Origin of the sequence: Erwinia oleae, assembly GCF_000770305.1 — a bacterium.
Taxonomy (GTDB): domain Bacteria; phylum Pseudomonadota; class Gammaproteobacteria; order Enterobacterales; family Enterobacteriaceae; genus Erwinia; species Erwinia oleae.
In genome coordinates this window covers 15,875-27,280 of the sequence record NZ_JNVB01000021.1, presented here as the reverse complement: position 1 = coordinate 27,280, position 11,406 = coordinate 15,875, and the positions used below count along the sequence as shown (strand labels likewise).

At 54.7% G+C, this 11,406-nt stretch carries 12 protein-coding genes; 9 read left to right on the top strand and 3 right to left on the bottom strand.

Features of this window, described 5'->3' with window-relative positions; genetic code table 11:
• Position 1: 1 nt before the first annotated feature.
• The gene (locus GS12_RS08940) at positions 2-739 is read right to left on the bottom strand and encodes an SDR family NAD(P)-dependent oxidoreductase (protein ID WP_200884509.1); all 738 of its coding nucleotides are present in this window, start codon (positions 737-739) and stop codon (positions 2-4) included.
• Positions 740-914: 175 nt separating this feature from the next.
• Between GS12_RS08940 and GS12_RS08935 the strand changes: the two genes are divergently transcribed.
• The 4 genes from GS12_RS08935 to ubiA all read left to right on the top strand — a co-directional run bounded on the left by GS12_RS08935 (position 915) and on the right by ubiA (position 3,498).
• A complete protein-coding gene (locus tag GS12_RS08935; RefSeq protein ID WP_034946061.1) occupies positions 915-1,487 on the top strand; it encodes a TetR/AcrR family transcriptional regulator in 573 nt (190 codons plus the stop codon).
• 95 nt (positions 1,488-1,582) lie between these two features.
• The gene (gene psiE, locus GS12_RS08930) at positions 1,583-1,981 is read left to right on the top strand and encodes a phosphate-starvation-inducible protein PsiE (protein ID WP_034911435.1); all 399 of its coding nucleotides are present in this window, start codon (positions 1,583-1,585) and stop codon (positions 1,979-1,981) included.
• 98 nt (positions 1,982-2,079) lie between these two features.
• Complete coding sequence (gene ubiC, locus GS12_RS08925; RefSeq protein ID WP_034911437.1) at positions 2,080-2,598, top strand: chorismate lyase; 519 nt, start codon at positions 2,080-2,082, stop codon at positions 2,596-2,598.
• A gap of 15 nt (positions 2,599-2,613) precedes the next feature.
• Positions 2,614-3,498, top strand: coding sequence for a 4-hydroxybenzoate octaprenyltransferase (ubiA, locus tag GS12_RS08920; RefSeq protein ID WP_034946059.1), 885 nt, complete (start codon positions 2,614-2,616; stop codon positions 3,496-3,498).
• 46 nt (positions 3,499-3,544) lie between these two features.
• On the opposite strand, the gene plsB is transcribed toward ubiA, so the two are convergent.
• A complete protein-coding gene (gene plsB / locus GS12_RS08915) occupies positions 3,545-5,968 on the bottom strand; it encodes a glycerol-3-phosphate 1-O-acyltransferase PlsB (RefSeq protein ID WP_034911440.1) in 2,424 nt (807 codons plus the stop codon).
• 128 nt (positions 5,969-6,096) lie between these two features.
• Between plsB and GS12_RS08910 the strand changes: the two genes are divergently transcribed.
• The 4 genes from GS12_RS08910 (at position 6,097) to GS12_RS08895 (ending at position 9,054) form a co-directional block, all read left to right on the top strand.
• A complete protein-coding gene (locus GS12_RS08910) occupies positions 6,097-6,465 on the top strand; it encodes a diacylglycerol kinase (protein WP_034946056.1) in 369 nt (122 codons plus the stop codon).
• A 107-nt stretch (positions 6,466-6,572) separates the two neighbouring features.
• Positions 6,573-7,181, top strand: a complete 609-nt coding sequence (lexA, locus tag GS12_RS08905) for a transcriptional repressor LexA (protein WP_034946054.1) — start codon at positions 6,573-6,575, stop codon at positions 7,179-7,181.
• A 105-nt stretch (positions 7,182-7,286) separates the two neighbouring features.
• Positions 7,287-8,606 carry an MATE family efflux transporter DinF gene (dinF, locus tag GS12_RS08900; RefSeq protein ID WP_034946051.1) on the top strand — a complete coding sequence of 440 codons (1,320 nt, stop codon included), beginning with the start codon at positions 7,287-7,289 and terminating at the stop codon, positions 8,604-8,606.
• 238 nt (positions 8,607-8,844) lie between these two features.
• A complete protein-coding gene (locus GS12_RS08895) occupies positions 8,845-9,054 on the top strand; it encodes a CsbD family protein (protein ID WP_034911449.1) in 210 nt (69 codons plus the stop codon).
• A gap of 96 nt (positions 9,055-9,150) precedes the next feature.
• Here the strand turns inward: GS12_RS08895 and zur are convergent, their stop codons facing one another.
• Positions 9,151-9,669 carry a zinc uptake transcriptional repressor Zur gene (gene zur, locus GS12_RS08890; protein ID WP_034946048.1) on the bottom strand — a complete coding sequence of 173 codons (519 nt, stop codon included), beginning with the start codon at positions 9,667-9,669 and terminating at the stop codon, positions 9,151-9,153.
• A gap of 474 nt (positions 9,670-10,143) precedes the next feature.
• Between zur and GS12_RS08885 the strand changes: the two genes are divergently transcribed.
• The gene (locus GS12_RS08885) at positions 10,144-11,388 is read left to right on the top strand and encodes a conjugal transfer protein TraF (protein ID WP_034946045.1); all 1,245 of its coding nucleotides are present in this window, start codon (positions 10,144-10,146) and stop codon (positions 11,386-11,388) included.
• Positions 11,389-11,406 lie beyond the last annotated feature (18 nt).

The following is an 11,406-nucleotide window of genomic DNA, read 5'->3' as shown; positions in this document are numbered from 1 at the left end:
TTCAGATAGCCGACGTACCGCCATCGACAAACAGTTCGATGCCGTTCACGTAGGTCGAGTCATCTGAGGCGAGGAACAGGGCGGCCGTGGCGATCTCTTCAGACGTGCCCATCTCTCCGCGCGGGATCAGCGATTCAAACTGCTTTATGGTTTCCGCATCAAACAGCTGTTCCTGAATTGGCGTGCGGATCTGTCCGGGATGCAACACGTTTACCCGTATCCTGCGATCCTTAAGTTCGTTCAGCCACGTCCGTGCAAACGAGCGAAGCGCTGCCTTGCTCGCGGAGTAGACGCCGAATCCGGGAAAACCTTTCACCGCCGCCATTGAGCCGTTCATGATAATCGATCCGCCATCGTTAAATAACGGCAGCGCTTTCTGCACCGTGAACAGCGTTCCGCGGGTGTTAAGACCAAACACCGTATCAAAATGTTTTTCGGTCACGTCGCCTATGTTGGCCGACTCACCCGACCCGGCGCTGGCGAACAGCACGTCGATTTTGCCTTTTTCGCGCCTGACCGTATCGAACAGACGATCCAGATCGTCCAGGCTGGCCGCGTCGCCCTGCACGCCGGTAACGTTGCGGCCAATCAGTTTTACTGCCTTATCAAGCGTCTCCTGCCGTCGCCCGGAAATGAAAACGTAAGCGCCTTCCGCAACAAATAATTGCGCGGTCGCCAGCGCCATGCCGCTGGTGCCGCCCGTGATCACTGCGATTTTACCGTCAAGCTTTCCCATCATTACTCCTGTCAATCTCGTGGATGGCCTCGCTGCGCGGAAAAGCGCGTAAAAGCCGGTCAGATAAACGGTGCGGCTTGCACCGATTGCTGGATCGTGCCGGAAAGATGCGCCATAATGAACGGAGCACCGCTCCGGATAAATATATGGAGCACTGTTCCGTTTGTCAAGGAGGCCTATGCGAGCCGACGCAAAAAAGAATTACAACCATCTTCTGACCATCGCCGGTGAGGTGGTATCCGTGCAGGGCGTGGAGGCGTCTCTGCGTGATATTGCGCGTAAAGCCGATGTGGGAATGGGCACGCTCTATCGCCACTTTCCCTCGCGGGAGGCGTTGCTGGAGGCGTTGCTCCGTTCAAGTCTGGACGAGCTGACGCAGCATGCAAAGACGCTTGAAGCCTCAGACGCAGCGGATGAAGCCCTGCTTAACTGGTCGCGCGCGGCGGTCGCGTTCACGCAGAAATACAGCGGTATTGTCGATCTGATGGCTGTGGCAATGGCTGACGAAAATTCTGCGTTGCATGCGTCCTGCACGCAGGTGAAATCATCCGGCGCACGCCTGTTAGGCCGCGCTCAGGCGGCAGGTAGCGCGCGGAAAGATATCGATGGCGCGGATCTGATGGCGCTGATCGCTGCGCTCGGCTGGCTTAACGACCAGCCATCTTTTGCGCCGCGGGCGGATCGTCTTTTTAACATTATTGCCGACGCCATCAGGTCTGCCCCTGGCGCTGCGAACGATAAAAAGCGCTGATGCGGCCTTCAGAGAGCCTTGCCAGCTCTCTGAAACTACGCCATGATCGGCGCCAACTCTGGCGACTACCTGTGCGATTTTTAAGGATGTTTTCGATGATCACTGCAACACGCATTGCGTGGGTGTTACAAACGGTGCTGAATATTGGGCTGATTGTGCTGGCGGGTATACTGGTTATTTTTCTGGGCAAGGAGACGTTTCACCTTGCTAACGTGTTGCTTAATACGGGCGAACAAAAGTCGTCCTACCTGTTGATAGACGGCATTGTCATCTATTTCCTCTACTTTGAATTTATCGCGCTGATCGTGAAGTATTTTCAGTCTGGCTATCACTTCCCGCTGCGCTATTTTGTCTATATCGGCATCACGGCGATTATCCGTCTGATCATTGTCGACCATAAAAATCCGTTCGATACGCTGGCCTATTCCATTGCGATCCTGATCCTCGTCATTACCCTCTGGCTCGCCAACAGTAACCGGCTGAAGCGCGAGTAGCACACAGCCAAAAATCAAAAAATTGCGCGTCGGGCGCTGTGTACCCGGCGCGTGACTGCGCTACACTATGGCACCCTGATTTCTCCCGGAGACGCCGTATGGCTGATAACGCGCTGCTGCAACTGCGCGCCATGACATGGCTGACTGACTCTTCCCCGCTGCTTACCGCGCCGCTGCTCGACTGGCTGATGGAGGAGGACTCCATGACCCGACGTTTTGAGCGCCACTGCGGTCAGGTTACCGTTGAGATCCAGCATGAAGGTTTTATCAGTGCTGATGAGGCTGGCGAGGAGGCGACACTGCTGCCGCTGTCAACAAAATACTGGCTGCGCGAAATCCTGCTGTGCGGCGATGGCGTGCCCTGGCTGGCTGGCCGCACGCTGGTGCCGGAATCCACCTTAATGGGCCCGGAGCAGATGCTTCAGCAGTTGGGAACGCGGCCGCTTGGCCGTTACCTGTTCTCCTCTTCCACCCTGACGCGCGATTTTATTGAACCGGGACAGGTGGAAGGATTATGGGGGCGGCGCTCGCGATTGCGCCTTTCTGATAAACCGCTGCTCCTTACCGAACTGTTTTTACCGCCTGCACCGCTCTATCAGGCGATGCGCAATCAATGAAGGAAACCTGGTGCCATGGAAAGAAGCCTGCCGGAAAGTAAATTAAGATCCTACAGCCGCCTGATGCGTATTGATAAACCCATCGGTTCGCTGCTGTTGCTGTGGCCGACGCTCTGGGCACTGTGGCTGTCTGGGATGCAGGTTCCTCCGTTGAAGGTGCTGATCGTTTTTGTGCTGGGCGTATTTTTTATGCGCGCCGCAGGCTGCGTGGTGAATGACTATGCCGATCGCAAAATAGACGGTCACGTTAAACGTACCCGCACCCGGCCACTGCCCGGCGGTGCGGTCACGGCCCGAGAGGCCCGGCTGCTGTTTGCCGGCCTGGTGCTGGCATCGTTCTGTCTGGTGCTGACCATGAACGCAATGACCATCTGGCTCTCGTTTGCCGGGCTGGCCCTGGCGTGGGTTTACCCGTTTATGAAGCGCTATACGCATCTGCCGCAGGTAGTGCTGGGCGCAGCGTTTGGCTGGGCGATCCCAATGGGCTGGGCGGCGGTAAGCGAAACGGTGCCGCTTACCTGCTGGCTGCTATTCTTTGCCAACATCTGCTGGACGGTTGCTTACGATACGCTGTATGCGATGGTGGATCGCGATGACGACCTGAAAATCGGCGTGAAATCCACCGCTGTTCTTTTTGGGCGCTTTGAGAAACTCATCGTCGGCCTGTTGCAGCTCTCTACGCTACTCCTGATGACGCTGATCGGCTGGCGGCTGGCGCTGGGCGGAATATATTACGTTGCGGTATTACTGGCGGGGCTGCTGTTTATCCGACAGCAAAAGATCATCGCCACACGCGACCGCGATGCCTGCTTCCGGGCTTTTTTGAATAACAATTACGTAGGATTGATTCTGTTTGTTGGCGTTGCGCTGAGCACGGCGCCGCTGGCGGGGTGGTGGTAAGATTCATTCAAAAAAAGGGGAACGTTTGTCCCCCTTTTTTAGCGCGTTACTCGTGCGCCGAGGCGCTTTCAATGGTCATCCTGACCTCCTGAGTAATCAAATCCGCCAGCATCTGATAAACCCGCTGCGTCTGCTCAACGCGCGCATCGCCGGTATCACTGATGTAGCCTTCATCGCGCAGCGTCAGCACCAGCGTTGAGAATACCGCTTTATCGAAGAATTCCGGCGCGTTGATGCCGTGCAGAACCGACAGGCGCTGCGCCATGGTGCGGCTCTCTTTCTCCAGCGTCCCGCGGTTGATGGCCGGGTTGGCGCTAAGGATTGAGAACGTAATCGCATAGCGCTGGAGCGTTTCACGGACGCCCGCCGCCAGCAGTTGCAGCGTGCGGAAGCGAACAGGACTGAGGCGCAGCGCGTGCTCGTCGGCGGTGAGCAGGCCCTGACGCGCCATTTCGCTGACCAGCGCGTCGACCACCCCAGGCAGATCCTCTTTATTCCATCGCAGGAACAGTTCACTTTTCAGCATCGGATAGATAACGCTTAACTGACGCAGCAGTTCTGCCCGACTCAGCTCGCGATGCTGCATCAAAATAACGGCGATGAGCGAAGGCATTACCAGCATGTGATGAATGTTGTTGCGGTAGTAGGTCATCAGTACCGCCTGCTCGCGCGGCAGAATGATGATCTCGCCGATGTTGTCCTGCTCAATCTCAAACTTATTCATGCTCAGGGCGTGACTGAGCAGGGCTTCCGGCGTCATATCCGGCACGGTGGCGTCGGATGAGTAGGGCACGTTACGCAGAAGTTGCATGTAACAGTCCAACTGCTCGGTCAACTGCTCGCGGGTGAGCGAGCGCTGACGGGAAGCCAGCAGGGCGGTGACGCAGAGGTTCATGGCGTTAGCCGCGCCTGCGTTGTTGATCCTCACCATCACGCGTGCAGCGATATCATTCACCGCCGGGGTGAGCCAGGCGGGACGCTGGGACTCAATAGGATCGATAGCGTCGCGCCATTCGGGCACGTGCTTATTCAGATAGTTCACCAGCGGAAGCGGTTCGCCAAAGTTCACGTAGCCCTGGCCGAGATTGCGCAGCTTACTGAGTCCGCGCACCATCTGCATCAGTCCTTCTTTTTCTTTGGTTGCGCCACGCAGTTCCTTGGCGTAAGTACCGACTTCCATTACGTGCTCATAGCCGATATAAATCGGCACCAGCGTAATCGGGCGGTTGCCGCCGCGCAGCATCGCCTGGATGGTCATCGACAGCGTGCCGGTTTTTGGATCCAGCAAACGACCGGTACGTGAGCGACCGCCTTCAACGAAATACTCTACCGAATAACCACGGCTGAACAGTTCGCCGAGATATTCGCGAAAAACCGTGGAATAGAGCTTATTACCCTTAAAGGTTCGGCGAATAAAAAATGCGCCAAGGCGGCGGAAAACAGGACCGGCGGGCCAGAAATTCAGGTTGATGCCTGCGGCGATATGCGGTGGCACCAGCCCCTGATGGTAAAGCACGTAAGAAAGCAGCAGATAATCCATGTGGCTGCGATGGCAGGGCACATAGACGATCTCATGACCATCCTGCGCCAGTTGACGAACGCGTTCGCCGCCGTTGACGTTAATGCCCTGATAAAGCTTGCTCCACGTCCAGCCCATGATGCGATCGGTCAGGCGAATGGCTTCGTAAGAGAAGTCCGCCGCCACCTCTTCCATCAGCTCAATCGCATTCTGTTGCGCTTTCTCATGAGAGATTTTTTTACTGCGCGCTTCGTCCTCAACGGCCTTGGCAATGGCCTTTGACTGGAGCAGCTTGCTGAACAGATCCTGCCTGACCGGCAGTCGGGGGCCAATGGCCGCCAGGCGCTGGCGGGCGAAATGCATGCGCGCCACGCGCGCCAGCTTTTGCGCAATGCTTTTATCGGTGCCGTGCTCGGTCGCCATGCGGCGCAGCGACAGGATCGGCGAAAAACGCACAAAGCTGTCGCGGCCCAGCCACAGGACGGCAAAGAATTTTTGAATGCCGTTCAGCACCCGCAGATGCGGCTGCTCATCACCCTGAACTTCACGGCCCGGCGCACGGCCAAACATGACCGAGACCGGCACCATCTGCACATCCAGTAGCGGGTTGCTGCGGTGCAAATCCAGATACTCATGGAAAAGTTTTACGGATTCAAGATTGGGGACGAAGTAAGGAAAAACGCGCGGGCCATCGTGAATAAACACATGGCGGGGCAGTACGGCGCCGTCAATTTCCAGCGGTTCTAACGGATCGGGAAGATCTTCTTTACGGCACTGTTCGCGCAGCGCCAGCAAATCAGCCTTTGAATCGTACGGCAGCACATACATAATAGGGCGCGACGTATCCAGCCCCAGTTCCGTAATCGGCTCGGCGGGTATCGCCTTACTCTTTACCAGTATTTTTACAGGTAAATTCAATAGGTTATAATATAATTTACGCCAACCTGACATAGACAACATGAAGCCTCTTGTTAGCAAAGCGCCGCAAGCATACCAGAAAGCGCCAGTGAAATCTGTGGTGTTGCAATTTGTGCGCCACCGGGACATTGACGTTAAATATCTCAAAGGGTTCCCTGAACATGGCAAATAACGTCACCGGCTTGACCCGGATCATTAAAGCGGCCGGCTACTCCTGGAAGGGGCTGAGCGCCGCCTGGCGTCATGAAGCGGCATTCCGTCAGGAGGCGATTGCCGCCGTTGTGGCTATCGCCATTGCCTGCTGGCTGGATGTGGATGCTATTACGCGCGTGTTGCTGATTGGTTCCGTGGTGCTGGTCATCATAGTGGAAATCCTCAATAGCGCGATTGAAGCCGTCGTCGACCGCATTGGCAGTGAATTTCATCCGCTGTCGGGCCGCGCAAAGGATATGGGCTCAGCGGCGGTGCTATTAACCATTCTGTTTGCGCTCTTCGTGTGGGCAATGCTGTTAATACCGCAAATGCGATAATCTTTCCAGATTTTGACAACGCGCTGTTATTTCCCATATTTTGGGTTTTCAATCAGCAAATACCTGTATATACTCACAGTCGACTGTATAAACAACCAGGGGGCGGAATGAAAGCACTAACGGCAAGGCAGCAGCAGGTCTACGACCTGATTCGCGACCACATTAATCAGACCGGCATGCCGCCAACGCGGGCAGAAATCGCAGCCCGGCTGGGTTTTCGTTCTCCTAACGCGGCGGAAGAGCACCTGAAGGCGCTGGCGCGTAAAGGCGTGATTGAAATCATTTCTGGCGCATCGCGCGGTATCCGTCTGATGATGGAAGAAGAAGAAGGGTTGCCGCTCATCGGTCGCGTGGCCGCCGGTGAGCCACTGCTGGCGCAGGAGCACATTGAAGGGCGCTACCAGGTTGATCCCGATCTGTTCAAACCGGGCGCCGACTTTTTGCTACGCGTTGCCGGTATGTCGATGAAAGACATCGGCATTATGGATGGCGACCTGCTGGCGGTGCATAAAACGCAGGATGTGCGTAACGGCCAGGTGGTCGTGGCGCGCATTGACGATGAAGTCACCGTTAAGCGCCTGAAAAAACAGGGCAACATTGTTCATCTTCTGCCAGAAAACAATGAGTTTGAGCCTATCGTGGTCGATCTACGCCAGCAGACGCTCTCTATTGAAGGGCTTGCCGTCGGTGTTATTCGTAACGGCAACTGGCTCTGACCGACTTCATTAACGCGTTATGATGAATAGCGCGTGCGCCTCGCCTGCTCGCTGACTTGCCCCGGCCAGCGAGCAGTTTTATCGTCTGTCGCGTAGTGGAAGCCGATGCGATTCTTCACCTCCTCTGATAAACACCTCTGGCGGCTGGCGCTGCCGATGATCCTCTCGAACATCACCGTTCCTCTTCTTGGACTGGTGGATACTGCCGTTATCGGCCATCTTGACAGCCCTACCTACCTTGGCGGCGTGGCAATAGGCACCACGGCAACCAGTTTTCTGTTCATGCTGCTGCTTTTTTTGCGCATGAGCACAACAGGATTGACCGCTCAGGCATTGGGTTCCGGCGATAAAACCGCGCTGGCACGCGCGCTGATGCAACCGCTGCTGATAGCCTTTGTGGCAGGTTTTGCCTTCATCTTATTCAAATCTCCTCTCACCCACCTGGCATTAAAACTGGTCGGCGGTGACCGCGACGTTCTGCATCAGGCTGCACTCTTTATGAACATCCGCTGGCTGAGTGCCCCGGCGACGCTGGCAAATTTAGTTTTGCTGGGATGGCTGCTGGGCGTGCAGTATGCGCGTGCACCGATAATTTTGCTCATTACAGGTAACCTGGTGAATATCGTCCTCGACCTCTGGCTGGTGCCTGGTCTCAAAATGGGCGTACAGGGCGCCGCGACAGCGACGGTTATCGCAGAATACTGCACGCTGGCCATCGGCCTGTTAATGGTTGTGAAGGTGTTGAAACTGCGCGGCATTACGCTGTCGTTGCTAAAAACGGCCTGGCGAGGCAATGTTGGCCGACTGCTGCGCCTGAACCGCGATATCATGCTGCGCTCGCTGCTGCTGCAACTCTGCTTTATGTCGCTGACCATTATCGGCGCCCGCCTGGGGGGCGAAGTGGTGGCGGTTAATGCGGTATTGCTGATGTTCCTGACCTTTACCGCCTACGCGCTTGACGGATTTGCCTATGCCGTAGAAGCCTGCTCCGGCGAAGCCGTAGGCGCCCGCGACGGCAGACAACTGCTGTTGGTATGGCGTTCGGCCTGCCGCCAGGCGGGCATGGTTGCGCTGGCTTTCTCACTTTTCTATGCCGTTGTCGGAACAAATATCGTCGCGCTGCTTACATCGATTCCTGAACTACAGCAGCAGGCAGATAACTACCTTATCTGGCAAATCATCCTGCCCGTATGCGGCGTGTGGTGCTATCTGCTGGACGGGATGTTTATCGGCGCCACGCGCGCCAGCGAAATGCGTAATGGAATGGCGGTTGCCGCATTGGGTTACGGGTTGGCGCTGACCAGCGTGCCGTTGCTAGGTAATCACGGCTTATGGCTGGCGTTAACCGTTTTTCTTGTTCTGCGAGGAGTGGTGCTGTGGGGGATCTGGCGACGACACTGGCAAAACGGTACGTGGCTTCCCTGACACATTTTTTTACATGTTGTTGCCGTTTCGTTAGCGGCTGATCTGCCTGTCTTTTTTCATTTTTGCCACAGGATTGATGGCGGAATAAGAGTAATCCACTCGGGTTGGGCGGAAAATTTCTCATCTTCTACTACAATTATCTGTACGTTAGGCATTTAAAGCGAATTATCTTGCTTTTGCATTATTGCTAAAACGATATCACTTAAGCGGACAACACCTAAGGTCGAGGAGAGACAAGATGAATAAAGACGAAGCCGGCGGTAACTGGAAACAGTTGAAAGGTAAAGTGAAAGAGAAATGGGGCAAGCTGACCGACGATGATATGACTATTGTTGAAGGCAAACGCGATCAGCTGGTTGGTAAAATTCAGGAGCGTTACGGTTATGGAAAAGACCAGGCTGAGAAAGAATTAAGCGAATGGGAAACCCACAACAACCATCGTTTCTGACAGCCCTGATTGACACTCATTTAAGCGTTTCAGGATGATACTCCTACCCTGGCACATGGACAGTGCCGCTTAATCCCTCTTATCGTCCCGAATTTCTCAGCGCCCGCGTTTCTTTGACACCCATTCCTTGTGATCATGCTTGCACTCTTTACGATCGGTGCAGCTTTCAACAACTGTACACTCTTCGCACAAACCATGCGCTTCTATTACGCTATGCGCCAGTACAAAACCTGATTTTAGCGCCAGCGTTTTCAATATCTCTTCAACGCCATCCGCATGCTGTTCAGCAACCGAGCCGCAGCGATCGCAGATCAACATCGCTGAACTGTGTGAAGGTTCTTCGAAGTGATGGCAGACCACATAGCTGTTTGTTGACTCTACGCGATGGACAAATCCCTGTTCGAGCAGAAAATCGAGCGCGCGATACACCGTGGGCGGTTTCGCCTGCGGTTCGGACTCACGAAGCAGATCCAGAAGGTCATAAGCACTGATTGCGCCGCTGCGCTGGCTCATTAAACGAAGAACTTCCAGGCGCTGAGGCGTCAATCTGACATTACGCTGCTGACAAAGCACCTCTGCCTGAGAGAGAATTTTTTCAGGACTGTTCAGGTTCATTGTATTGCCCTCCGCACGATAGTGATTGTTATGTTATCACGGCATAACTGAAACGCCGAATTCCGCTTCCCCATAAATATTTCCTCTTTGCCACAGGGTTGCTTACCAGCGAAACTCCAGAAACCGGTGGTATTTGCCCTAATGCGCTATCGTTAATGAAAACTGATTTTTCTCATTGTTTCTGCTCGTGTCTGAAATTTTCACTAAAATAATATTAATGTCATTGGCGTGAATAAAGATGAAACTTGTTGCCAGAGGCAGGCAGGGAAGGGAATCGAGCCAAAATGACCCTGTTGCCCACTTTATTAATTAGCGTGTTAACAGATAAATAAAGGGTCAATGAGCAGAAAAGCCAGTGAATTGTTCCTGTTTTCTCAGCAATGAATTGTTCCAAAAATGTTCATTATGCAGGTCATCGCACCGGGCTCACGTTATGAGCGCGCACTCTTCTTTTATGGATGGGTTTAAAGCAAAATGGCAAAAAAAATCAGTATGTCGAAACGATTTTCCCAACCTGCGGTATTTACTGTCCTGTTTTCCGTCCCTCTCGGCGCGCTTGCAGCCGGCAACTATTACGATGCGCGTAATGATGCAATGGGCGGTACGGGCGTGGCGTCATCCACCTACGGCACTGCGGTGCTGGCTAACCCGGCGTTAATGACCAAAGCGCGGCCGGAAGACAACGTCAGCATTATTCTTCCTGCGGCGGGCGTTCAGCTCACGGACAAACACAAGCTGATTGATAAGATTGATGATTTGACCGACAGCGTCGACAGTTACCAGGACATCGCTAATAGCGGTAGCTTCACTCCGGCCGATTATCCACGCGTGCAGGCCGCAGCTGGCGATCTTGCCAGCCAGTTGCGCGGCATGAAGGGCAATCAGGCCTCCGGCACCGCAGGCGTTGCGTTTGCTGTGACCGTACCCAATGAGGTGCTGCCGTTTGCCTTCGTCACCAAAGCCTACGGCACGGCGAATGTCAGAGCCGCCGTCAGCCAGAGCGATATTGATTACCTTCAGGGCGTGGCCGACGGCACTATTTTTCCGCTGCCTGGCGATGAAGACAGGCTGACCTCTGCCGGGCTGGGCCGTGGCGCGATTGTTTACGATTATGGCGTTGCCGTAGCGCATGAGTTCACCATCGCAGGGCAGCCGGTTTCCTTCGGCGTGACGCCGAAATTGCAGAAAACCTATCTCTATAACTACAGCGCGTCGGTCTATAACTACGACAAATCAGACTTCAAAAAAGGCCGCTACAAAAATGACGACACCGGTTTCAACATCGATGCGGGCGCCGCAACCGATCTGAACGATAACTGGACGCTGGGCGTCAGTGCGCAAAACCTGATTTCTCGCGATATTGAAACCAAAGAGATCAGCGGATTCAAAGACACTTATCAGATCCGACCTGTGGTCACGCCCGGCGTCTCGTTCCATACCGACCGCCTGACCACCGCACTGGATGTTGATGCGACGCCGACCAAACGCTTTAAAACGCAGGATCAAAGTCAGTATGCGGGCGTCGGTGCCGAATATCGCCTGCTGAGCTGGCTCCAGCTACGCGCCGGCTACCGTGCAGATATGAAGTCTAACGACACCAACGTGGTGACTGCCGGTTTTGGCATATCACCCTTTAATAAAGTCCATCTCGACCTTGCAGGTATGAAGGGCGACGACAACACCTGGGGCGCGGTAGCGCAAATGAACTTTACGTTCTGATTGTCCGGGGGCGCTCCG

What these genes read in the sequence shown, in the direction of transcription:
- GS12_RS08940 (WP_200884509.1), bottom strand. Translation starts at nt 739, where the DNA reads ATGATGGGAAAGCTTGACGGTAAAATCGCAGTGATCACGGGCGGCACC.
- GS12_RS08935 (WP_034946061.1), top strand. Translation starts at nt 915, where the DNA reads ATGCGAGCCGACGCAAAAAAGAATTACAACCATCTTCTGACCATCGCC.
- psiE (WP_034911435.1), top strand. Translation starts at nt 1,583, where the DNA reads ATGATCACTGCAACACGCATTGCGTGGGTGTTACAAACGGTGCTGAAT.
- ubiC (WP_034911437.1), top strand. Translation starts at nt 2,080, where the DNA reads ATGGCTGATAACGCGCTGCTGCAACTGCGCGCCATGACATGGCTGACT.
- ubiA (WP_034946059.1), top strand. Translation starts at nt 2,614, where the DNA reads ATGGAAAGAAGCCTGCCGGAAAGTAAATTAAGATCCTACAGCCGCCTG.
- plsB (WP_034911440.1), bottom strand. Translation starts at nt 5,968, where the DNA reads ATGTCAGGTTGGCGTAAATTATATTATAACCTATTGAATTTACCTGTA.
- GS12_RS08910 (WP_034946056.1), top strand. Translation starts at nt 6,097, where the DNA reads ATGGCAAATAACGTCACCGGCTTGACCCGGATCATTAAAGCGGCCGGC.
- lexA (WP_034946054.1), top strand. Translation starts at nt 6,573, where the DNA reads ATGAAAGCACTAACGGCAAGGCAGCAGCAGGTCTACGACCTGATTCGC.
- dinF (WP_034946051.1), top strand. Translation starts at nt 7,287, where the DNA reads ATGCGATTCTTCACCTCCTCTGATAAACACCTCTGGCGGCTGGCGCTG.
- GS12_RS08895 (WP_034911449.1), top strand. Translation starts at nt 8,845, where the DNA reads ATGAATAAAGACGAAGCCGGCGGTAACTGGAAACAGTTGAAAGGTAAA.
- zur (WP_034946048.1), bottom strand. Translation starts at nt 9,669, where the DNA reads ATGAACCTGAACAGTCCTGAAAAAATTCTCTCTCAGGCAGAGGTGCTT.
- GS12_RS08885 (WP_034946045.1), top strand. Translation starts at nt 10,144, where the DNA reads ATGGCAAAAAAAATCAGTATGTCGAAACGATTTTCCCAACCTGCGGTA.